This window comes from Streptomyces sp. NPDC001770, assembly GCF_053596135.1.
This window is the reverse complement of the sequence record NZ_JBSFFN010000010.1, coordinates 163,383-185,452: the sequence shown is the minus strand read 5'-3', so window position 1 is coordinate 185,452 and position 22,070 is coordinate 163,383. Positions and strand designations below refer to the sequence as shown.

The following is a 22,070-nucleotide window of genomic DNA, read 5'->3' as shown; positions in this document are numbered from 1 at the left end:
GCCGTGGCTCATGGCCGGTCGCTGCCGCGAAGCAGTATCCGCGCAGGAGCCTGTCGAGGAACAGGTACGACGCTTCGTCGAGCAAGATCACATCGCAGCCACCGGCCCCCGTGGGAGCGCAGAGGTTCTCTGACAGCGCCCCGGGGGCCTCGCTCATCAGGTGGCGTGGGTGGGAAGGGAAGTTCCGCCCACCTCAGCGACGGACGAGGGCCAGCACCTCGTCGCGCAGGGTCCGCATGGTGTGCGGGTCGCGGGCCTCGGCGTTGAGGCGGAGGAGGGGTTCGGTGTTGGAGGGGCGGAGGTTGAACCACCAGTCCGGGCCGCTCACGGTGAGGCCGTCGAGTTCGTCGAGGGTGACCCCGTCGCGGTCGCGCCAGGCGGTGCGGACGGCGGCGAGGCGCTCCGACTGGTCGGAGACGGTGGAGTTGATCTCGCCGGAGGCGGCGTACCGCTCGAAGGTGCGGGTGAGGGCGGACAGCGTGCCGTCCTGTCCGCCGAGGGCGGCGAGTACGTGGAGGGCGGCGAGCATGCCGGTGTCCGCGTTCCAGAAGTCGGCGAAGTAGTAGTGCGCGGAGTGCTCGCCGCCGAAGACGGCTCCGGTGCGGGCCATTTCGGCCTTGATGAAGGAGTGGCCGACGCGGGTGCGGACGGGGGTGCCGCCGTGCTCGCGGATGACCTCGGGGACGGACCACGAGGTGATCAGGTTGTGCAGCACGGTCGCGCCGGGCCTGCGGGCGAGTTCGCGGGAGGCCACGAGCGCGGTGATGGCGGACGGCGAGACCGGCTCTCCTCGTTCGTCCACGACGAAGCAGCGGTCCGCGTCCCCGTCGAAGGCGAGCCCGAGGTCGGCGCCCTCGGCGACCACGCGGGCCTGGAGGTCGACGATGTTGGCCGGGTCGAGGGGGTTCGCCTCGTGGTTCGGGAAGGTGCCGTCGAGCTCGAAGTACATCGGTACGACGTCGAGCGGCAGGCCCGCGAGGACGGTCGGCACGGTGTGGCCGCCCATGCCGTTGCCCGCGTCCACCACCACCTTGAGCGGCCGGATCGCGGTGAGGTCCACGAGGCCGAGCAGGTGGGCGGCGTACTCGCGCAGGGTGTCGTGGTGCGTGAGGGTGCCGGGTCCGGCGGGCGAAGGCGCGGGCGCGCCGTTGTCGGTCCACCGCTCCACCAGGGCGCGGATCTCGGCGAGGCCGCTGTCCTGGCCGACCGGCGCGGCACCGGCCCGGCACATCTTGATGCCGTTGTACCGCGCCGGGTTGTGGGAGGCCGTGAACATGGCACCGGGCAGACCGAACGCCCCGGAGGCGTAGTACAGCTGGTCGGTCGAGCAGAGGCCGGTCTCGGTGACGTCGGCACCCTGGGCCGTGGCTCCGCGTGCGAAGGCGCGCGCGAGGCCCGGCGAGGTGGCGCGCATGTCGTGGCCGGTCACGAGGGCGCCCGCCCCGGTGACCTGGACGAACGCGGCACCGAAGAGCTCGGCAGTGGTTTCGTCCCACTGGTCGGGTACGACGCCGCGCACGTCGTACGCCTTGACGAGTCCGGAGAGGTCGGTGCGGGGAGCGGGTTCAGTGGGCGCGGCCATGGCCGTCTCCTTCGGGGGACTGCGGATCGGGGGTGTCGAGGAGCCACAGGGCCGTGTCGGGCGGGATCGCGTCGCCGTCGAGCGGTCCGCTGGCCAGGACCGGGTGGCCGGTCACGCCGAGGGTGGTCCAGGTCAGGGGCCGGTCCGCGAGGTTGACGACGCAGGTCAGGCCGGAGCGGCGGAAGGCGAGGTACGGGTCGGGGGGCGCCGAGTACCAGTGCGGCGGGGCCGTCGGGTCGGACGCGGGGTGGGCGCGGCGCAGGCGCAGGGCCCTGCGGTACAGGGTGAGCGTGGAATCGGGGTCGTGTTCCTGGGCGGTGACGGTGTGGGGTCCCCAGTCGTCCGGCTGCGGCAGCCATGTGCGGTCGGGGTCCGCGGTGGTGAAGCCGTACGGGGCGCGGTCGCCGGACCACGGCAGCGGGACGCGGGAGCCGTCGCGGCCCCGGTCGGTGTGGCCGGAGCGCTCCCACAGCGGGTCGAGGATGCGGTCGTCGGGGATGTGGGCCTGCGGCAGGCCGAGTTCCTCGCCCTGGTAGAGGTAGGCGGAGCCGGGCAGGGCGAGCATGAGCAGGGCGGCGGCCCTCGCGCGGCCGGCGGAGCCGAGGCGGGTGACCGGGCGGACCGCGTCGTGGCTGGAGAGCAGCCAGGTGACGGCCCCGTCGCCGGGGGCACGGAACGAGGCGTCGATGACGCGGCGCAGCTCGCCCGGTTCCCAGGCGGCTTCCAGGAAGGCGAAGTTGAAGGCCTGGTGCATCTCGTCGGGCCGGGTGTAGCGGGCGAGCCTGGCCGGGTCGAAGACGGCGGACTCGGCGACCATGACCCGCTCGTGCGGGGGTACGGCGCCGGGCGGTGCCGGGTGGGTGTCGAGGAGGGTGCGCCACTCGCGGTAGAGCGGGTGCAGTTCCTCCTGGTCGTAGTAGGGCATGAGGTGGTTGCGCAGCGGGTCCTGGTGCTGTCCGGGTCCGGCGTCGGGAAAGCCCTCGGCCTTGAACAGGGCGTGGGCGACGTCGACGCGGAAGCCGTCCACGCCCCGGTCCAGCCAGTACGTCAGGATGCCGGTGAAGGCGTGACGCACCTCGGGAGAACGCCAGTTGAGGTCGGGCTGCTCGGGTGCGTGGAGGTGGCAGTACCACTGGCCGTCCGGTACGCGCGTCCAGGCGGGGCCGCCGAAGGCCGACTGCCAGTCGTTGGGCGGGAGTTCGCCGGCCGCACCGCGGCCCGGGCGGAAGAGGTAGCGGTCGCGCGCGGCGGAGCCGGGTCCTGCCGCCAGCGCCTCCTGGAACCAGGGGTGCCGGTCGGAGGTGTGGTTGGGCACGAGGTCGACGATGAGCTTCAGGCCCAGGTGGTGGGCGCGGGCGGTGAGTCCGTCGAAGTCCTCCGGGCTGCCGAGGTCGGCGGCGACGCCGGTGTGGTCGGCGATGTCGTATCCGCCGTCGGCGAGCGGCGAGGGGTAGAACGGCGTGATCCAGACGGCGTCGGCGCCGAGCTCCGCGATGTGGTCGAGCCGGGCCGTGGCTCCGGCGAGGTCGCCGATGCCGTCGCCGTCGGAGTCGGCGAAGGCGCGCGGGTACAACTCGTAGCAGACGGTGTCCTGCCACCAGCTCATGAGGACTCCTGGAGGTGCGGTGGTGCGGTGGGGTGCGGCGCGATGCCGGGGGCGGGTACGGGCTGTTCGGTGCCGGTGTCGGCGGCGAGGGTCGCCGCCTCGGCGACGGCGACGGCGGTGAGCCCGGCGAGCGCGTCGGCTACCGGGGTGCCGCCGTCGCGTGCGACGCGGACCAGGTCGGCGACGGCGGCGCGGACGCTCTCACGGTAGGCGTGCGGTTTACGGGCTTCGCCGCCGAGGTCGAGGACGGCGCGGACGTGGTGCGGCACGGTGCGGACCTCTCCACGTCCGCTCGCGGGGGCGGAGTTCCCGGCGTCACGTTCGACGGTGACGGTGACGCGTTCGCTTCCGTGGGGGCGGAAGCCGTCCACGTGCAGCAGGGCGGCGGCCCGGTCCGGCAGTTCCTCCCAGGCCCGGACGCCCGCCTCGTCGGTCCAGGCCGAGATCTCGGCGCGGACCGGGATCCAGCCCTCGACCCTGGTCTCGGCGAATCCGTGGTCCAGGCGCATCGTCTGGCGTTCGCAGCGGTGCGCGTGGGTGAAGGAGTGCAGGTGGGAGGCGAGGACGCCGCCGGGGTGGAGAACGTCGGCGCTGACCATGTCGACGGGTCCGCCGGGCCGTCGTACGGCGGTCGCGCGCACGCTGACCGGGTCGGAGCCCAGCAGGGCGCGCGCCGCGTCGAAGAAGTGGACGCCGTGCTCGACGAAGATGCCGCCGCTGTGCTCCCGGTCCCAGAACCAGTGGCCGGGGCCGAGGTCCTGGTCGGAGGCGTCGTTCTCGAACATGAACCGGCGCGGGGCGGCGAGCAGCCCCTCGGCCATGAGCCGTTCCAGGGCGCGCAGCAGCGGGTTGTAGCGCAGGACGTGGTCGACGACCAGGGCCCGTCCGGCGCGTTCGGCCTCGCGGGCCACGGCGCGGGCGTCCCGCGCCGTGGTGGCGAGCGGTTTCTCGCAGAACACGTGCCGGCCGGCGCGCAGCGCGGCGGTGGCCATCGCGGCGTGCGCGGCCGGCGGGGTGGCGATGGCGACGGCCGCCACGTCCGCGCGCTCCAGCAGCTCCTCCAGGGAGCCGAACGCGGGGACGCCGTGCCGCTCGCCGAGCGCCCTCGCCCGTACGGGGTCGGGGTCGGCGACAGCGGTCGGGCGCAGCCCGGGCAGGCCGGCCACGGCGTCCAGGACGTACGTCCCGAAGCCGCCGCAGCCGACCAGTCCGAGGCCGAGGGGGGCCGGCGCGGAGGTCATGCGGTGCGCTCCAGGAGGGCGACGCCGATGTGGGCGTCGGCCATGCCGTAGAAGACGTACAGCTCGCCGTCGATCTCCTCGATCGCGGTCGGGAAGACGACGTTCGGGACGGTTCCGGAGCGCTCCTCCTCGGTCTCGGGCGCCATCAGCGGCTCGTCGGAGCGGGCGAGGACCTTGGCGGGGTCGGCGGGGTCGAGGATCATCGCGCCGGCCGCGTAGGAGACCTTCTGGTTCTGGGCGAAGGGGTCCTCGATGTGGCCGGAGACGCCGTGGTGGATGAGGAGCCAGCCCTCGGGCACGCGGATCGGGGCGGGGCCGCCGCCGATCTTCAGGTCCTCCCAGGGGTATGCGGAGAGGGCGACGAGCCGGTGGTCGCGCGGGCGGGTCAGGGCGCGGATGTCGGCCTCGACCTCGGCGACGGGCACGTAGGAGATCCAGATGCCGGGCCGTTCGTCGGTGATCCCGGCCGGCAGGTGCACGCCCTCGCCGGGGCGGAACCAGCCGAGGTCCCACATCGGGCGGTGCAGCATCGCGTAGGCGGGCTCGCCGTCGGGGCCGGGTACGGGCTCCGGGAAGTGGACGACGTCCTTGTTCGGGAAGAGGTTGAGGTCGGTGTCGAGGTCCGGCTGGTAGGCGAACTGGATCGGGCCGAGGCGGGTCCACTCGGTCAGGTCCTCGGACACGGCGAGGGCCGGCTTGGGGCCGAGGGGGCCGTAGGCGACGTACGACATGACGTGCTTGCCGAGCGAGGGGACCCAGGTGACGCGCGGGTCCTCGACGCCGGCGTTGTTGGTGCCGCGCTCCCAGCCCTCGTCGGGCGCGAGGACGACCCCGCGCCGCTCGACGCCGCTGGGGACGCCGTCGGTGAAGGTGACCTCGGCGAGGCCGACGCGGGAGACGTTGCCCTCGGCGACCAGGCGGGGCAGCAGGTGCAGGCGGCCGTCGGGGGTGCGTCCCGACGCCGGGTTGAGGACGCCCTCCGCTTCGTTGGCCTCGCCGGGCAGCGGGGACATGACCAGGCCCTTGCGTACGAGGCGGTAGGGGATGGTCGAGGTGGTGCTGCTGGTGCTCATGCGGGGATCAGCCCTTTACTCCGGAGTCGATGTCGGTCGAGGTGAAGTGGCGCTGGAACAGGAGGAACAGGGCCACTGCGGGGGCGGCCAGCACACAGGCGCCGGCCAGCAGGGCACCGGTCGGGTTGGCGACCGTGCCCTGGAGGTTGGACAGGAAGCTGGCGAGGGAGACCGCCAGGGGTTGCATGTCGGCGTTCTTGGTGACCAGGAACGGCCAGAGGAACTCGTTCCACGGCCCGATGAAGGTCAGCAGCATCGCCGACAGCACGGCGGGCCGCGCCATCGGCAGGGCGATCCTCCACAGGATGCGCAGTTCTCCCGCGCCGTCGAGGCGGGCGGCCTCGAAGAGGGACTGCGGCAGCTGGAGGAAGAACTGGCGGAAGAGGAAGACGGCCGTCGAGTTGATCGCGAACGGGAGGATCATCCCGAGGTAGTTGTCGCCCAGCCCGTAGTCGCGGACCACGAGGACGTAGAGCGGCAGCGTGAGGAGCTGGAACGGGACCATCTGCACGAGCAGCAGCGAGGCGAAGACCGTGCCCCGGCCGCGGAAGTGCAGCTGGGCCAGTGCGTAGCCGGCGAGCACCCCGAAGACGAGGGTGCAGAGCAGGACGCCGATCGTCATGATCCCGGAGTTGAGCAGGGAACGGCCCAGCGAGATGGCTCCGTCGACCGCCGTGTAGCTGCTGCCGGTGAGCCCGGTGGGAGCGGCGGAGGACAGGTCACCGGTGGTCGTCTTCCGCAGGGAGCCGACGACCATGTAGTAGAAGGGGAAGAGGAAGGCGACCGCACCGAGCGAGAGAACGGTGTACTTGGCGGCCGTTCCCCAGGGGCGGTGCCTGCCGGTCTGTCCGGTGTGGTGCGGCAGGTCCGAGGAGGGCCGGTCCGTCCCCGGGGTGACCCGGGCGGTGGCGGGGTGGGAGGCGCTCATGTCAGTTGCCCCTCTCGGAGAGTTTGCGCGCGACCAGCGAGATGACGAGGACGAAGGCGACCAGGACCACGCCCAGCGCGGCGGCGAAGTCGGGGTGCCCCTGTTCGATGCCCTTCTGGTACATGAGCAGGACGGGCGAGGTGGAGGCGTGGTCGGGGCCGCCGCCGCCGGTCAGCAGGTAGGGCTCGCTGAACAGGTTGGCGCCGGTGATGATCGCGTAGATCAGCACGAGGGTCGTGGCGGGCCGTACTCCGGGCACGGTCACCGCGAAGAACTGCCGCACCCGGCCCGCTCCGTCGACGGAGGACGCCTCGTACAGCTCCTTGCCGACGTTCTGGAGTGCGGCGAGGTAGAGCATCACGAAGAAGCCGAGCTGCTTCCAGGTGACGAAGAAGGCGATCATCGGCATCGCGAGGTGCGAGTTGACCAGCCACGAGGGGTCCGGCGCGTGCGAGCCGAGGATGTGGTTGACGAAGCCGTCCGAGCCGAACAGGAACTGCCATACGGCGACCAGCGCGACGCTCGCCGTGATGTACGGCAGGTAGTAGGCGGCGCGGAAGAAGGCGCGGAAGCGGATCTTCGCGTTGAGCGCGGAGGCCAGGACGAGCGACAGGATCACCGTGAGCGGCACGTTGATCACGAGGAAGACGGCGATGTTGAGGAAGGCGCGGCCCACGACCGGGTCGGTGAAGACGTCCCGGTAGTTGGAGAGCCCGACCCACGGTGAGTCGACGTGTGTTCCGGGGGCGGTGAAGTAGAAGCGGTGGACGGAGATCCACAGGGTGTAGACCATCGGGACCGCGAAGACGAGCACCAGGAAGAGGACGTACGGCGTCACGAAGAGGGCGCCGGTCCTGGAGCGCGCCCGCCGGTGGCGGACTCCGGCCGCCTTGCCGGAGGCGCCGGCCGTGGCCGTGGCTGTGGCTGTGGCTGTGGCCGTGGCTGTGGGACGGAGCTTCGTCATGACGGGTCTCCGTACTCGTCGAGCAGCTTGGATATCTTGTCCGAGGCCTTGCGCAGTCCGGTTCCGGTGGATTCGTCACCGAAGACGACGGACTTCGTCCACTCGTCGCGGAACGCCTGCCAGATGTCGACGGAGCCCGGCACGTTGGGGACCTCGACGACGTGCTGGGCCTGCCGTGCGAACGCCGTGTACACGGGCTTCTTCGCGAAGAAGTCCGGGTAGCGGGAGGTCAGGTCCTCGCGCATCGGCATCTGTCCGGTCGCGTCGAGGAACTTTCCGTCCTGCTGGGCGGAGGTGGCGAACTTCAGCAGGTCCCAGGCGGTGGCCCGGTTGCGGCAGGCGCTGAACATGGCGGCGGACTTCTCGTCGCTGAAGGAGTACGTGTCGTCGGGCGACGTCCCCGCGGCGGTCGGTACGGGGACGACGCCGAGGTCCACGTTGTCCTTGTACGCGGCCACCGCCCAGGGCCCGACGGTGGCCATGGCGGCCTTCCCGTCGTTCACGGCGTCACCGGGGTATGCCTCCTGGGGCGCCAGCTTCTCGGCGTACATCGTGCGCCAGAAGGCCGCGGCCTGACGGCCGGCCGGTGAGTCGAACTGCGGCTTGCCGTCCTCGATCAGCTGTTTGCCGCCGCTCTGCGCGGCGAAGGCGGGGTAGAAGTCGTTCCAGGACTGGAAGAACTCGCTGCTGGGCGCGGGCCAGATCGCGGCCTTGGCCGCGCCGCTGTGCACGAGGGTGCGGCTGGTCTTCAGGAACTGGCTGTAGGTGGCCAGTCGGGGGTGTTCCGGGTCCAGGCCGGCCTTCGCGAAGATCTTCTTGTTGTAGAGGATCATGATCGGGTTGCTCTTCCACGGCAGTTGGTAGAACTTGCCGTCCTGCGACTTGTACTGGTCGGTGAGTGCGCCGCCGCGCCGCTGGATGTAGGCGTCGCCGTCCGGGAAGTCGCTGAGCGGTACGAGGCCGTTCTGCTTCTCGAAGGTCGGCACCGACGCCGGCGCGGTGTTGAAGACCAGGCAGGCACTGGTGCCCGCGATGATCGAGGCGCTGATCGCCTCCTCGGACGTCTTGCCCGCCGGGATCTGCTGGGCGGTGACGTGCTGGTCCGGGTGGCTCTTGTTCCAGGCGGCGACCATGCTCTCGCCCCAGGCCACTTCCTGGGCGTTGTTGGACAGCCAGACCGTGATGGGGCCGCGCGCGTTCGCCGCGGTCACCCCGTCCGGGGCCGACCGGCCGCAGGCGGTCACTGCACTCGCGAGGGCGAGTACGAGCAGCGAGTACGCCGTTCTCCTCAGCATGCAAACTCTCCGAACTGTTCACGCCCGGCCTCGTCGCCGGACGGACATTCCTTGCCGCGCCCCACTGGGCCGTCGGCCCGCCGTCAGGCGCGGGGCGCCGGGCCCATCGAGGCGCGGGGGACGAACTCGGCGGGCGGCAGCACGACGTGCGCCACCTCCTCGCCGGCCAGCACCCGGTCCAGGGCGCGGGCCGCCGCCTCGCCCCAGCCGCGCGCGTCGGCGCGGGCGGAGGAGAGCGGCGGGTGGGTGTAGCGGGTGAGGCTGGTGTCGTCGTAGCCGACGACGGAAAGGCGGTCCGGTACCGGAACGCCCAGCTCCTGGGCCACGGAGAGCCCGGCCATGGCGGCCAGGTCGTTCCCGTAGACGATCGCGGTGGGCGGTTCGGGGAGCGACAGCAGCTCGCGGGTGGCCCTCGCTCCGCCTTCCGCCGTGAAGCCGCCGGGCCGCACGGGCCCTTCGGGCAGGCCGAGGGAGTGCAGCGTCTCCTGCCAGGCCGCCCTGCGCCGGTGCGCGTGGCGGAACTCCTGGGGTCCTTCGACGTGCGCGATGCGCCGGTGCCCCAGCTCCGCCAGGCGTCGCACGGCTTCCACGTAGGCGGGCCGGTCGTCGAGGCTCACCGAGCTCAGGCCGTCGCTCCACTCGCTCTGTCCGACCACGACGGCCGGCAGTCCGAGCCGGTGCACGAGGCCGGGGCGGGGGTCGCCGTGGCGCAGGTCGGTGAGGAGCACACCGTCCACCCGGCGGTCGGCGGCCAGCCGTTCGTACACGGACCGCTCCCGCTCGGGGGTGGTGAGGTGCACCATGAGCCCGTCGCCGCGCTCCCCGAGGACCACCTCGACACCCGCGATGAACGCGGGGAAGAACAGGTCGGCGCCGATGAGGTCGGGCTCCCGGGCGAGAACGAGCCCGAAGGCTCCGGCCTTGCCCAGCGAGAGGGCCCGTGCCGGGCGGCTCGGCGTCCAGCCGAGTTCGGCCGCGGCGGCGAGGATGCGCGCCTTGGTCTCCTCGGCGATCCCGGGCCGGTCGTTCAGGGCGAAGGAGACGGAACTGCGCGAGACACCCGCACGCCGTGCGACGTCGTCGATGGTGGGCCTGCGGGCCATGGCGCGCCTTCCGCTCTCCGCCTTGCCGACAAGCGGGCAAAGGGGGTTGAAGTGGTTCTGATCGACCATCCGGCCTCTAAACCGGTTTAGGTGATCAACTGGCCATCACTAAACCGGTTTGAATCAGAGGCGTCAATGGCCCCAGGACAGTGATCTACGCCCTAGCGGGACGACGGGTTCATGGGGTAATCGCGCGAGGCGGCACACCGAAGGACGCTCCCGCACCGACACGTGCACGGCGGGCAGGCGGGACGTCGCGTCGAGCCGCACCGATGAGCACGGAGGGAGAAGTCCGGCCGGAAAACCGGGCCACAACCTGTTGCAGGGTGCTGGTGGGCCGCCGTATGGTCGCGCGGGCGATGATCATCGCAACGGGGATCGTGCCGACGGGCATCGTGAGGTCTCCCCCAGCGCCGCCACCCCGAATTGCCGCCCCGGGCCGACTCGCCGCCGTCGTCACCAGAACGACGGCCGTGAACAACCGCCCTGACCATCCGGCGGGCAGGCCGGTCCCGTACCGAGGACCCAGCGTCCACCGGCCAGGACGCGCCGCGCCGGGAGCTGTTCCACAACGGCGTGCCGGTCACCGCACACACCGAACGAGGAGAGAACGTGCCCACCCATCCGCTCACGTCGGACGACAGTGAACTCAGCCCGCTCCACCATGACTTCCCCTTCGATCCCACTCACGGCTACGACCTGCCGCACCTCCTCGCGGTGGGGGCTCCGCAAGGACCGGACGACTTCGCCGACTTCTGGCGGGAGCGCCACGCGCGTGCGCTGAGCACCGACCCGGAGCCCCGGATCGAGGGGCCCTGGACCACGGTGGACGGCGTGCGGGTCGCCGACGTCTCGTACACGTCGGCCGACGGCGTCCGCATCGGGGGCTGGCTGACCGTCCCGGCCGACGGGCACGTGACGCAGGGCTGCGTGTCGACGCACGGTTACGGAGGCCGGGAGGCCCCGGATTCCTGGCAGGCCCCACCGGAGACCGCGACCATCTGGCCCTGCCTGCGCGGGCTCGGAACGCGGAGCCTGCTGCCGGGCGTGCCCTCGCATTCGGCCGGGCACGTACTGCAGGGCATCGGCGCCCGGGAGTCGTACCTCATCGGCGGCTGCGTGGCGGACGTCTGGTGCGGGGCCACCGCACTGCGGCAACTGGTGCCCGAGGCTGCCGGCCGGCTGACCTACCTGGGCACCAGTTTCGGCGGTGGCATCGGGGCGTTGGCGCTTCCCTGGGACGACCGTTTCCATGCCGCCGGCCTGACGGTGCCGACCTTCGGGAACCATCCGCTGCGGGTGACACTGCCGTGCACGGGCAGCGGGGAGTCGGTCCGTACACGCCTCGCGGAGGACCCCTCGGTGCTGGACGTCCTCGCGTACTTCGACGCCGCGACGGCCGCCCGCCACCTTCGCATCCCGGTCCATGTGGCCGCCGCCCTCTTCGATCCGTCGGTACCCCCACCGGGGCAGTTCGCGATACACAACGCGCTGGCCGGACCGCGCGAACTCCTCGTTCTGCGGGCGGGCCACTTCGACCACCCGGGCGAGCCGGCCGAGACGGCGGCCGTGGAGGAGGCCCAGCGGCGCTTCCTGTCGACGGCGGGCCGTGCGGAGGAGTCGCACTCCCCCGCCTGACCCACCGCCACGCCTACGGGCTCCACCGGGCTCACCGGGTCCGGCGGCCCGGACATCTCCACCCTGTGACCTGGCGGTTCCGCGGCGCCGCCACTTCCTCCCCCGCCTGCCGTCGCGGAACCGCCCCGGTCGCCGGTTCCACGTACAGCCGTCGATCATGCGCGATATGCTGATGCAGATAGTGCAAGCCGTTTGCAAAATGAGGAGGGTCATGGCTACGCGGGGGACTGATGCCGGGACGAACCAGAGCGTCGAACGAGCGGTTTCGGTGCTGCGCGCACTCGACTCCGGCCGGCCCGAACTCCGTGTGTCCGACGTCGCCGAGCTGACCGGCCTGGGCTCGTCGACCACCTCTCGCCTGCTGTCCACCCTGGAGCGCCTCGACATGGTCGAACGTGATCCGGTCAGCAACCTCTACCGGCTCAGCCTCGGCCTCCTCCCCCTCGCCGCCACCGCCACCAACCGCCACCCCGTGCACCGGGCCGCCCGCATGGTGCTCCAGGGCCTCGCCACCAGCACCGGGCTCGGTGCCAACGTGGCCGTACGCCGCGGTGGCGAGCTGATGTTCCTCGGCAATTTCGAGGGCCCCCGCGCCCCCAAGTCCTACACGCAGGCGGGACACACCGCCCCGCTGCACGCCACGAGCATCGGCAAGTGCCTGCTCACCGGCCTCTCCCCCAGGGAGCGTCGCAAGCTGCTGGGCGATCCTCTCGACGCGCACACCGAGTACACGACCACCAGTCACGACCTCCTCGACGCCGAGATCGAGACCGTCCGGCGGACCGGGTACGCCGTCGAGGCCGAGGAGCGCGCCCTGGGCCGCGCGTCCCTGGCCGCGCCCGTCCGTGACGCGTCGGGGGACGTGGTCGCCGCCATCTCCCTGTGGGGTCCGGCCTCGCTGCTCGGGGAGCGTTCCGGCGCCGAGGGCCAGCGTGTCGCCCTCGTCCGCGAGGTCATCGAGGCCGCCGACGCCATCAGTCAGGCACTCGGCGCGCTCTGACGCGCACGGCGAAGGGGCCGGTGGAGGCTGATCGGCCTCCACCGGCCCCTTCGCGCGCCCGCTGTGCGGTTACGCGCCGTACGCCTTGAAGGCGCTCACGTGCGCGTGCCGTGCCCCGTGCGTCGCGTCGACCACGAGCCGGAGCGCCCGGGTGCGTACGGGGCCGCCGTCCGCGGTCTCCAGCGCGTGCACACGGTGGCGGCGCCGGTTGTCCGTCACCGTCAGGAGCGTGTGCCACCGGCCCTCGGCGTCCCGGCTCTGGACGCGGTAGTCGCGTACGAGCTCCGGCATGACCTCGTACGGCGTCCGGTGACGGTGCAGGTTGTTGAGGTACTCGTCGACGTCGTCGTCGAACACCAGGCGCGTCTCGGTGAGTTCCTGCTCGTCGTGCCAGTCGAGGCGGAGCCACTCCTCGGTGCCCTGCGGCGCGGAGGACCACATGTTCGGGCCGCCGTAGGGACGTTGGTATCCGCCCACGGCCCGTTCGGGGTGGAACGCCGTGGTGGCGGGGGCCGCCCGGAAGGCGAAGGTCTGCCGGCGCAGGCCGCGGGCCTGCCATTCCAGGACCAGTTGGCCCTCCTCCTCCGGGATGTCGTGGTCGACGGCCGCGTCTCCCTCGGCCTTCCGGCGCAGCGCGAGGACGCCGTCGGTGCGTTCGGGGAGCAGGACCAGGGCCGTGTCCGCGCAGGCCCGGACGATGAGGATCGCGTTCCGGGGGGTGTCCGGACGGTGGCCGAGGCGGGCCGTGACCCAGTGGGGGCCGCCGGACGGGACGGTGACCGTGGTCGTGAGGAGATGACCGGCGGGGACCGCGTTCTCGGGGTTGCCCGTGTCCCAGAGTTCCACGGTGAGTTCGCGTTCGTGGCCGTCCGGGGCTCCGTGGACGAGGAGGTCGACCGTGTCGAGTGCGGGGTCCACCGGCAGGAGGAGGGCGAGGTCGCGGGTGAGGGGGTACGGGGCGCCGGGCGAGGCCTCGGTGGGCTCGGCGGCCAGCCGGGCCAGGTGGGAGGAGGCGCTGACGCGGGCCGCGCGCGCCAGGTTGCCGGGGTCGTCGTCGGCGGCGCCGATGACCGAGGCGTCCTGGCGCAGCAGGGTGCGGCGCACCAGTTCCGGCCGTGCGGTGGCGAGTTCGCGCGGGGTGAGGCCCTCGGCGACGCACAGCGCCGCAGCGGTGCCCGCGGCCTCGCCGAGGGTCGCGCAGGTGGCCATGACGCGGGTGGCCCCGAAGGCGATGTGGGTGGCGGAGATGTTGCGCCCGGCGAAGTGAAGGTTGGTGACGTTCGCCGAGTACAGGGAGCGCAGCGGGATGTGGAAGATGCCGTCCGCGTACCGCTGGCGCGCGCCGGGCTCGTCGGCGTACATGCCCTGTACGGGGTGGAGGTCCACGGACCAGCCGCCGAAGGCGACCCCGTCGGCGAACTGGCGCTGCTGGAGGATGTCCTGCTGGGTGAGGACGTGGTCGCCGAGGAAGCGGCGGTATTCGCGCTTGCCGGGGAGGCTGCCGACCCATTCCAGGGTGAGGTTCGCCGCGTCCGGGAACTGGCCGGAGTTCTTGATGTGGTCCCAGATGCCCATGATCACGGCCTGGAGCTCGTCGCGGATGCGTTCGTTGTCGTGGACGGTGTCGAGTTCGCCGCCCCACTCGACCCACCAGTAGTCGCAGCCGTTGTCCCCGGTGCGCAGGATGCGGTTGCGCAGGATGGGTGTGGTCGACAGGTCCTTGGCGTAGGCGGGCGGTACGAACTTCGCCGGCGCTCCCGTGTCCCTGCTGTGGAAGAGGATCGTCGACCCGAGCAGCGAGCGGTCCGCCTCGGCCGGCGCCCAGGGCTCGTCGAACTCGGCCTGCGCCTCGCGGCCTATGCGGTAGTGGGCGCCGGCGAGGTGGCCGAGCAGGCCGTCTCCGGTGCAGTCGAGGAACTGGTCCGCGTGGAAGGTGATACGGCGCTCCGAGCCCATCATCCAGCCGGTGCAGGAGTGCACCCGGCGGCTGTCGTCGGGGCCGCTCGCGTCGACCTCGCGCACGTCGGTGTTGAGGTAGAGGTCGATGCCGGGTTCCGCGCGGACGGCGTCGAGGACGACCTGGTCCCAGTAGTAGGGGTTGCCCTCGGGGTTGCGGTACTGGTTCTCGGTGTACAACTCGCCCATGATTCCGGTCTCGCGGGCCCAGCGGTGCACGCCGTGTGCGCTGGCACCGCAGACCCAGACGCGGATCTCGCTGCTGGCGTTGCCGCCCAGGACGGGCCGGTTGTTGACCAGGGCGACGCGCCGGCCGAGCCGGGCCGCAGCGATGGCCGCGCAGGTCCCCGCCAGTCCGCCGCCGATCACGGCGATGTCGTAATGGACCTCTTCTTCCCGCACGGTGCGGCCTCCTCGGTGTGATGCTCGGATACTCCCCGCAGCAGCGGAGCGGCCTTGAACGTACATCACATCCATATTGTGCAACCACTGTTCAGCCAGTGGGATCCGTTGTAAGTTCCGTTGCGGCCACCGACCCGGCCGACGCGCGTCGAAGCACATGTTCGGCGCAGGTGGGGCGAGATCGCCGGTCCCGCACAGAACCGGCGATTCACCGACCAAAAGGGTTGACTCCATCGCACGATATGGAGAACGATCCCGCATGCTGCAACTTGTATTCACTGGAGCAGGGTTGGCGTTCCCACAGGGCCCCGGCGCTCCCGCCACCGTTTGAGAGGACAGACCCATGAGTACGGCCGCACCTCCCCAGAAGGCGCCCCCGCCCCGTCAGCGGACCAGTGGACGGCTCTCCGACGGTGCGTTCGCCCTGCTGCTGACCGCACCGGGACTCGCCCTCTTCGCGGCGATCATCTTCTATCCGCTGCTGTCGGCGCTGTTCACCGGCTTCTTCAAGCAGGATCTGCGGCTGCCGGGCCGGGAGTTCGTCGGCCTGGACAACTTCACCTACTGGCTGGACGGCGACTTCCTCACCATCCTCAAGCAGACGCTGGTCTTCACCGTCGGCGCGACGCTCGTCCCCTTCGTGCTCGGCCTGGCGCTCGCGCTCGCGCTGAACACGGGACTCAAGGGCAGCGGTTTCCTGCGGGGCCTGTTCCTGTTCCCCTGGGTGATCCCGGGCGTGGTGGTCTCCTTCCTCTGGATGTGGATCTTCAACGCGAACTACGGGGTGCTCAACGGCGTCCTCATGAAGGCCGGAATCATCGAGGAGTCCGTGGCCTGGCTCGGGCAGCCCGGTACCGCGATGCTCGCCGTCATCGTCACCAAGACCTGGGCCAGCTTCCCCTGGATGATGGTGATGCTCCTGGCCGGTCTGCAGACCGTGCCCAAGGAGCTGCACGAGGCGGCCTCGATGGACGGGGCGGGTTCGGTCCGGCGCTTCTTCTCCGTCACCTGGCCGCAGATCCGCGGTGTCGCCTCGATCGTGCTCCTGCTGGAGTTCATCTGGAACTTCCAGCACTTCGACACCATCTACGTGCTCACCGGTGGCGGACCGGCCGGCACCACCCAGACGTTCGCGACCGCCGTGTACCAGACCGCCTTCAAGGGCTTCGACATCGGCCGGGCCACCGCGCTGGGCGGACTGTGGATGCTGCTCCTGCTCCTCCTCGTCGTCGTCTACCTCAGGATCACCGAGCGGAAGGGCGACGCCTGATGACCTCCACCACCTCCACCCCGCTGTCCGCCGTCGACCGGCCGCGGCCGTCCGCCACGCGGGCGGGGCACGGCGCCCGGCGCCGTATGCGCAAGGACCTGCTGCGTTCGCGGATCGCCGCCTGGAGTGCGGTCGTCGTCATCGGCGCCTTCGGCCTGCTGCCGGTCTACTGGCTGCTCGCCACCGCGCTGAGCACCCCCGAGTCGACCTTCCAGTTCCCGCCGAAGCTGATACCCACCGACCTCACCCTCGACAACTTCACGGCCCTGGCCGACAACGACCAGTTGATCAAGTACATGATCAACTCGCTCATCGTGGCCTCGATCACCGCCGTGCTGAGCGTGGTCGTCGCCACGTACATGGGCTACTCGTTCTCCAAGTTCCGCTACCGGGGACGGCGGTCGCTGATGCACCTGGTGCTGGCCTCCCAGATGTTCCCCCAGGCGCTGCTGCTGGTGACCCTGTACACGGTCTTCTCCAGCTTCGGCATGCTCAACACGTACACCGCCCTGGTGCTCTCCTTCACCACGTTCACCATGCCGCTGTGCGTCTGGATGCTGAAGGGCATCTTCGACACCATCCCGGACGCCCTGCTGGAAGCGGCGTCCATCGACGGCGCCTCCCGGTGGCGGACGCTGCACTCCATCGTGGCGCCGCTGGCCGCACCCGGGATGGTCGCCGCCGGGCTCTTCGCCTTCGTCCGCGGCTGGAACGACTTCATCTTCGCGCTGACCCTGGCCGACAAGGAGAAGCAGACCCTGCCTCCCGGCCTGGTCTCCACCTACATCGGCGAATTCCAGACCTCCTGGCCCCAGCTGATGGCTGCGTCGCTCGTGGTCTCCATCCCGGTGGTCGTCGCCTTCATGTTCCTTCAGCGCTATCTCGTCGGCGGCATGACCGCCGGTTCGGTCAAGAGCTGACCCCGCGGGACCGTCCCGCGCCCGCACGTACCTCCCCTCCCGCACACTCCCCCATGGAGAGATCATGACCACCTCTGGCATCAGCCGCCGCGGCGCGCTGCGCATGTTCGGCATCGGCGCGCTCGGTCTGGCGGGCGCCGGTGTGCTCAGCGCCTGCGCGCCGTCCGGCGCGGGCTCCACCACCAACGGCGGCGACCCGAAGTCCAAGGACTTCGACTTCACCTCATGGTCGCTCAACGAGGAAGCCGCCAAGCCGTCGATCGAGAAGATCATCGCGGCGTGGGAGAAGGCCCAGAACTCCACGATCCGCGCGGTCTCGTACCCGTACAACGAGTACCTGAGCCAGCTCACCCTCAAGCTGGGCGGCGGGGAGACGACCGGCGCGGTGCACCTCGACATCGCCTGGCTCGCCGCGATGGCGCAGATGGGCAAGCTGGCCGACCTCGGCCCGGTGGCCGGCAAGGGCGGCTACACGGACGTGGCGCTGAGCAGCGGCACGTACGACGGAAAGCAGTACGGGCTGCCGTGGAACACCGGCTCGATCGGTGTGATCGCCAACTCCAAGCTCCTGGAGAAGGCCGGGATCAAGGAGCACCCCACCACCGTCGAGGAGTTCGAGGCGGCGCTGCGGGAGCTGAAGGGACTCGGCGGCGGTGTGGTGCCGTACGCGGCGGCCACCAAGGTCGCGCAGCTCAAGGACATCTTCCCGTGGATGCAGACCTTCGGCTGCAAGCTGCTCGACGGCGGGAAGGTCACCATAGGCGACGACGCCTCGATCGACGCGGTCACCTGGTACAAGAAGCTGCACGACGAGAAGCTGATCGCCGCCGACGTGGACCGCTTCGACGCGCGCGCCCTGTTCGGGCAGGGCAAGGCCGCGTTCTACGACGACGCGATCATCGGCAAGGGCGTGACCTCCGCCCAGTCGAAGGACAAGACGCTGGCCGACGCCATGCAGCCGATGGAACGACCGGTGCTCAAGGCCGGGGACACGCCGCAGGCACTGCTGTGGGGCGGTGTGATCGCGATCGTGAAGGGCAAGGGGCAGGACGCGGCGACCGAGTTCGCGCTGCACACCACCACGGACCTGGCCACCACCTCCCAGTACTTCGCCGAGCGCGCGCTGCCGCCGTCCACCACCGCGGGGCTCGCCGCTCCCGAGGTCGCCAAGGACACCTTCTCCACGGAGTGGACGAGCAGGATCACCAAGACGGCGACCGGCAGCCCCTTCTGGCAGTTCGCGCAGAACTCCCAGATCGAGGAGGCCGTCGCCAAGCAGGTGCAGGCCGTCCTCGTCGGCACGTCGAAGCCGAAGGACGCGATGAAGCGGGCCGGCGAGGAGATCGCCGCCTTCATCAAGCGCTGAGGCCCGGGCGGACACGGCCTCCAGCACCGCATCCCGGCCCGGCGAACGCGGCACGGCCCTCGCCGGGCCCCCGTACCCCACCCCGCACGACAGCCGCGGCCGGCGGGCCTTCGGGCCGCCGCCGTCCGCGTCATCTTCACGCCCGCACCCGCGAAGAGCAAAGGAGCTCATCATGCGACGTCCCACGGCACGCACGTACACCGCCTCGGCCACGGCCCTGGCCGCCCTTCTCCTGCCCGTACCGGCCGCCGGGGCCGATACCGCGCAGGGCACGGCAGCCGCGGCGACGGTGATCGAGAAGGTCCCGTACACGATGGACTCGTCGAACCAGGCCGCCTGGTGGACGCCGGTGGCCACGTACAAGGGCCGCGGCCAGTACACCTACTTCGCCTTCAACGAGCCGGGATCGACGGCCGCGACGCACCGGCCCGCCATCGCACGGCGCGACCCGGACGGAGTCTGGAGCAAGCTGCCGCTGCTGAACAGCGACGGGCAGCAGGCGGAGTTCGCCGACGACAACGGACACAACCAGCCGTCGGTCGCCCGTGACGGCAGCGGACGGCTGCACGTCTTCACCTCCATGCACGCCAACGCCTGGCGCTACTTCCGCACCGAGGCCCCCGGCGGCGACGTCACCGACCACGCGTCCGAACTGCCCGACCAGGGCGTGGGCATCACCTACCCGGTCATCACCACCGCGCCCAACGGCGACCTGTATCTGGCGGCCCGGGTCGGTGCGGGCTCCGACCAGCGCCCCGGCAAGCTGTACCGCTGGGACAACGCCAACTCCCGCTGGAGCACCGTCGCGACCTTCGCCGGCGCGCTGAACCGCTCCGTGTACCCCGACGACATCACGGTGGACGCCGCCGGCCGCGTGCACATCCTCTTCGAGTGGGCGAAGGCGCCGGCGACCGCGTTCCGCCACCAGCTCTCGTACCTGACCTACTCCCCGTCGACCGGCGCCTTCGCGGACAGTACGGGCGCGACCGTCACGACCCCGGTCACGCCCGCCACCTCCGACGTGATCCAGGACCTCACCGCGGGCGAGGAGTGGAGCATCGACAACGCCTACACCGGTCCGGCGGTGCAGAGCGCCAAGCTCACCCTCGACGGCTCCACCCCGAAGGTCGCCTACCGCTACCGCTCGGCCGACAGCGGCGGCGACTTCCGCGTGTACTACGCCTATCCGAGCGGCAGCGACTGGGTCGACAAAATCGTGTACTCCGGCGGACAGACCGCGGCCGCCCTCGGCATCACCTGGGACGAGGCGGACACCAAGCGGGTCTACTACGTGACCACTTCGGGCACCGACCGGGTCTACTCCGCGACGCAGTCGGCCGATGGGGCATGGACCGCGCAGTCCGCCGCGCCGGGCGTGAGCGCGGACCGGCTCGCGGTGCGACGGGACTCGGACGGTCACGATGTGCTCTACCTTCCGGACACCGCGCACAACTCCCTGTACTACGGCCTCCGCTGAGGGAGGAGCATGCCGTTCGCGCCGTCCGTACGGGGCAGGTCCGTCCCCCGTACGGACGGCGCGCTCCGTCAGGTCGCCGTCCTGCTCGCCAGGTACTCGTCCAGCCCCTCGCCCGTGAGCGGGTAGTAGTCGGAGAGCAGGCCCCCCTCGTCGAGGCGGCGGCGTGCGAACGCCTCGCGGTCCTGGTGCAGGAGCGAATCCTCGGCCAGCGGGACCGCCCGGTCCTGCGGTACGACCACGGCGCCGTCCTCGTCGGCCACGATCAGGTCCCCCGGTGTGACCAGAGTGCCGCCGACACCCACCGGCACGTTGAACGCGGAGGGGAAGAGCTCGGTCTGCGAGGCGTAGTGCGGAGTGACCCCGGTGCACCAGACCGGTACTCCGAGGGCCCGGATCCGGGCCGCGTCCCGCACCCGCCCGTCCACGACGATCCCGGCGCCGCCGCGCAGTTTGAAGTAGCGCACCAGCATGTCGCCGAGACAGCCGGTGAAGTGGCTCCCCTGCGCCGCGATCACCAGCACGTCGCCGGGGCGGATCGACTCCAGCACGCCCCACAGCGGGGTCCTGCGCTCGATGTCCTCCTGTTCGGCACCGTTGAAGACGTCCTCGCGCTGCGGAAGGAACTGAAGGGTCACCGCGCCTCCGGTGACCTTGACGTCCGGCTCCCGGTGCAGCGGAACGGGCCCGTCGATGAAGGTCCGGGTGATGCCCATCTGGTGCAGCTTCGCGCAGGCGGTCGCCGCGCTCACGTCCGCGAGCGCGTCCACCATCCGCCGTGTCGGTCTCCGGAAGGACGAGGTGTGGACCGGTGACCGCATCGACTCGTAGACCGGGGTCTCCCCCGCTGCGGACGTTCCTTGACTGCTGCTCGGGTTCATGTCCGTGCCTCTCCGCGCGCGTGCTCCGCGCGCAACACCAGTGACATCATCGCCTATCGATGGTAGATAACCTCCTATCGATTAGTGCTGTCAATCCGTCAGGAGACCTCCTTGCCCACTGCATCCGGCGGCTGGTTCCAGACCGCGCGCTTCGGCCTGTTCGTCCACTTCGGCCTGTACAGCCTCGCCGCACGGCACGAGTGGGTACGCAGCCGGGAGGCCATGTCGCAGGCCGGGTACGACCGTTACTTCGAGCGGTTCGACCCGGACCGCTTCGACGCCCGCGAACTCGCCCGGGAGGCAAGAAAGGCGGGGATGCGCTACGCCGTGCTCACCGCCAAGCACCACGACGGATTCTGCCTCTTCGACTCGTCGCTGACCGACTACACCTCGGTGCGCGCGGCCGGCCGGGACCTGGTGGCCGAGTTCGCGGAGGCGATGCGCGCCGAAGGTCTGCGCGTCGGCCTCTACTACTCGCTCCTCGACTGGCACCACCCCGGCTTCCCGGTCGACGAGCACCATCCGCTGCGCGGCCGGGCGGCCGGCCTGGAAACGGCGGACCTGGCGGGCTACCGCGCGTACATGCGGGGCCAGGTGCGCGAGTTGCTCACCAAATACGGCGATGTCGACCTGCTCTTCTTCGACTTCACGTACCCCGGCATGGGGCCGGAGCAGTGGGGTGCGAAGGAGCTCATGGAGACGGTCCGCGAACTGCGGCCCGGCATCCTCGTGAACGACCGGCTGGGCATACCCGGCGACTACGTGACGCCCGAGCAGTACCAGCCCGACCGACCGCTGGAGCGCGACGGAGTGCCGGTGGTGTGGGAGGCGTGCCACACCCTCAACGGGTCCTGGGGCTACGACCGCGACAACCACGACTACAAGGACCCGGCCCAGTTGGTCCGCATGCTGGTCCAGTCCGTCTCCTGCGGCGGCAATCTGATTCTCAACGTCGGCCCGGACGGCAGGGGTTCGCTCGACCGGCGGGCACGGGACACCCTGCGGGCCATCGCGGAGTGGAGCGCCCCGCACGCCCGCGCCGTGCACGGCGCCGGACCGTCCTCCTTCCGGCCGCCGGCGAACGCCCTGTACACGCAGGCGGGCCGTCGCCTCTATCTGCACCTGCTCGCCTGGCCGCTCAGGCACCTCCATCTCCCCGGTCTCGCCGGGCGGGTGCGCTACGCCCAACTGCTCCATGACGGCTCGGAGATCGCCTTCCACGAGATCGACGGCACCCGCCACGAACACAACAACCTGGCCCCGCCGAGCCAGCCGCCGGGCACCCTGACCCTGACCCTGCCCACGGCGCGGCCGGACGTACTGCTGCCGGTGATCGAACTCTTTCTGGAAAAAGAGGAGTTGGATGCATGA

The 22,070-nt window shown here is 71.0% G+C and carries 17 protein-coding genes; 7 read left to right on the top strand and 10 right to left on the bottom strand.

Annotation, left to right across the window (positions count from 1 at the left end):
* Positions 1–193: 193 nt before the first annotated feature.
* The 8 genes from ACWCSV_RS12065 to ACWCSV_RS12030 all read right to left on the bottom strand — a co-directional run bounded on the left by ACWCSV_RS12065 (position 194) and on the right by ACWCSV_RS12030 (position 9,792).
* Entirely contained in the window at positions 194–1,582 is a 1,389-nt protein-coding gene (locus ACWCSV_RS12065; protein WP_451141119.1) for a phosphomannomutase/phosphoglucomutase, read from the bottom strand.
* Positions 1,566–3,188 (bottom strand): glycoside hydrolase family 13 protein, encoded by a 1,623-nt coding sequence (locus ACWCSV_RS12060; protein ID WP_451141117.1) that lies wholly within the window; start codon positions 3,186–3,188, stop codon positions 1,566–1,568. The genes ACWCSV_RS12065 and ACWCSV_RS12060 overlap by 17 nt, the downstream gene beginning before the upstream one ends.
* Positions 3,185–4,429, bottom strand: coding sequence for a Gfo/Idh/MocA family protein (locus ACWCSV_RS12055; RefSeq protein ID WP_451141115.1), 1,245 nt, complete (start codon positions 4,427–4,429; stop codon positions 3,185–3,187). Before ACWCSV_RS12055 ends, ACWCSV_RS12060 begins: the two co-directional genes overlap by 4 nt.
* Positions 4,426–5,502 carry a glycoside hydrolase family 130 protein gene (locus tag ACWCSV_RS12050; RefSeq protein ID WP_451141113.1) on the bottom strand — a complete coding sequence of 359 codons (1,077 nt, stop codon included), beginning with the start codon at positions 5,500–5,502 and terminating at the stop codon, positions 4,426–4,428. Before ACWCSV_RS12050 ends, ACWCSV_RS12055 begins: the two co-directional genes overlap by 4 nt.
* A gap of 7 nt (positions 5,503–5,509) precedes the next feature.
* Positions 5,510–6,430: a carbohydrate ABC transporter permease gene (locus ACWCSV_RS12045; protein ID WP_451141111.1), complete on the bottom strand. Its 921-nt coding sequence runs from the start codon at positions 6,428–6,430 to the stop codon at positions 5,510–5,512.
* Between the two features lies 1 nt (position 6,431).
* Positions 6,432–7,394: a carbohydrate ABC transporter permease gene (locus ACWCSV_RS12040; RefSeq protein ID WP_451141109.1), complete on the bottom strand. Its 963-nt coding sequence runs from the start codon at positions 7,392–7,394 to the stop codon at positions 6,432–6,434.
* Positions 7,391–8,689 (bottom strand): extracellular solute-binding protein, encoded by a 1,299-nt coding sequence (locus ACWCSV_RS12035; RefSeq protein WP_451141107.1) that lies wholly within the window; start codon positions 8,687–8,689, stop codon positions 7,391–7,393. The genes ACWCSV_RS12040 and ACWCSV_RS12035 overlap by 4 nt, the downstream gene beginning before the upstream one ends.
* A gap of 83 nt (positions 8,690–8,772) precedes the next feature.
* Positions 8,773–9,792 carry a LacI family DNA-binding transcriptional regulator gene (locus ACWCSV_RS12030; protein WP_451141105.1) on the bottom strand — a complete coding sequence of 340 codons (1,020 nt, stop codon included), beginning with the start codon at positions 9,790–9,792 and terminating at the stop codon, positions 8,773–8,775.
* A 612-nt stretch (positions 9,793–10,404) separates the two neighbouring features.
* Here ACWCSV_RS12030 and ACWCSV_RS12025 point away from each other — a divergent pair.
* Together ACWCSV_RS12025 and ACWCSV_RS12020 are read left to right on the top strand one after the other, a co-directional pair.
* Positions 10,405–11,430 carry an acetylxylan esterase gene (locus ACWCSV_RS12025; protein WP_451141103.1) on the top strand — a complete coding sequence of 342 codons (1,026 nt, stop codon included), beginning with the start codon at positions 10,405–10,407 and terminating at the stop codon, positions 11,428–11,430.
* Positions 11,431–11,641: 211 nt separating this feature from the next.
* A complete protein-coding gene (locus ACWCSV_RS12020; protein ID WP_451141101.1) occupies positions 11,642–12,430 on the top strand; it encodes an IclR family transcriptional regulator in 789 nt (262 codons plus the stop codon).
* Between the two features lie 69 nt (positions 12,431–12,499).
* On the opposite strand, the gene ACWCSV_RS12015 is transcribed toward ACWCSV_RS12020, so the two are convergent.
* Positions 12,500–14,788, bottom strand: coding sequence for an FAD-dependent oxidoreductase (locus tag ACWCSV_RS12015; protein WP_451141099.1), 2,289 nt, complete (start codon positions 14,786–14,788; stop codon positions 12,500–12,502).
* Between the two features lie 343 nt (positions 14,789–15,131).
* On the opposite strand from ACWCSV_RS12015, the gene ACWCSV_RS12010 reads away from it, so the two are divergent.
* The 4 genes from ACWCSV_RS12010 (at position 15,132) to ACWCSV_RS11995 (ending at position 19,821) form a co-directional block, all read left to right on the top strand.
* Entirely contained in the window at positions 15,132–16,058 is a 927-nt protein-coding gene (locus ACWCSV_RS12010) for a carbohydrate ABC transporter permease (RefSeq protein ID WP_451141097.1), read from the top strand.
* Positions 16,058–16,978, top strand: coding sequence for a carbohydrate ABC transporter permease (locus tag ACWCSV_RS12005; RefSeq protein ID WP_451141095.1), 921 nt, complete (start codon positions 16,058–16,060; stop codon positions 16,976–16,978). The genes ACWCSV_RS12010 and ACWCSV_RS12005 overlap by 1 nt, the downstream gene beginning before the upstream one ends.
* Positions 16,979–17,042: 64 nt before the next feature.
* Positions 17,043–18,344, top strand: a complete 1,302-nt coding sequence (locus tag ACWCSV_RS12000) for an ABC transporter substrate-binding protein (protein ID WP_451141093.1) — start codon at positions 17,043–17,045, stop codon at positions 18,342–18,344.
* Between the two features lie 172 nt (positions 18,345–18,516).
* Entirely contained in the window at positions 18,517–19,821 is a 1,305-nt protein-coding gene (locus ACWCSV_RS11995; protein ID WP_451141091.1) for a BNR-4 repeat-containing protein, read from the top strand.
* 68 nt (positions 19,822–19,889) lie between these two features.
* Here ACWCSV_RS11995 and ACWCSV_RS11990 read toward each other — a convergent pair whose 3' ends face one another.
* On the bottom strand, positions 19,890–20,699 hold the full coding sequence (locus tag ACWCSV_RS11990) for an RraA family protein (RefSeq protein ID WP_451141089.1): 810 nt from the start codon (positions 20,697–20,699) through the stop codon (positions 19,890–19,892).
* A 111-nt stretch (positions 20,700–20,810) separates the two neighbouring features.
* Between ACWCSV_RS11990 and ACWCSV_RS11985 the strand changes: the two genes are divergently transcribed.
* Positions 20,811–22,070 carry an alpha-L-fucosidase gene (locus tag ACWCSV_RS11985; protein ID WP_451141087.1) on the top strand — a complete coding sequence of 420 codons (1,260 nt, stop codon included), beginning with the start codon at positions 20,811–20,813 and terminating at the stop codon, positions 22,068–22,070.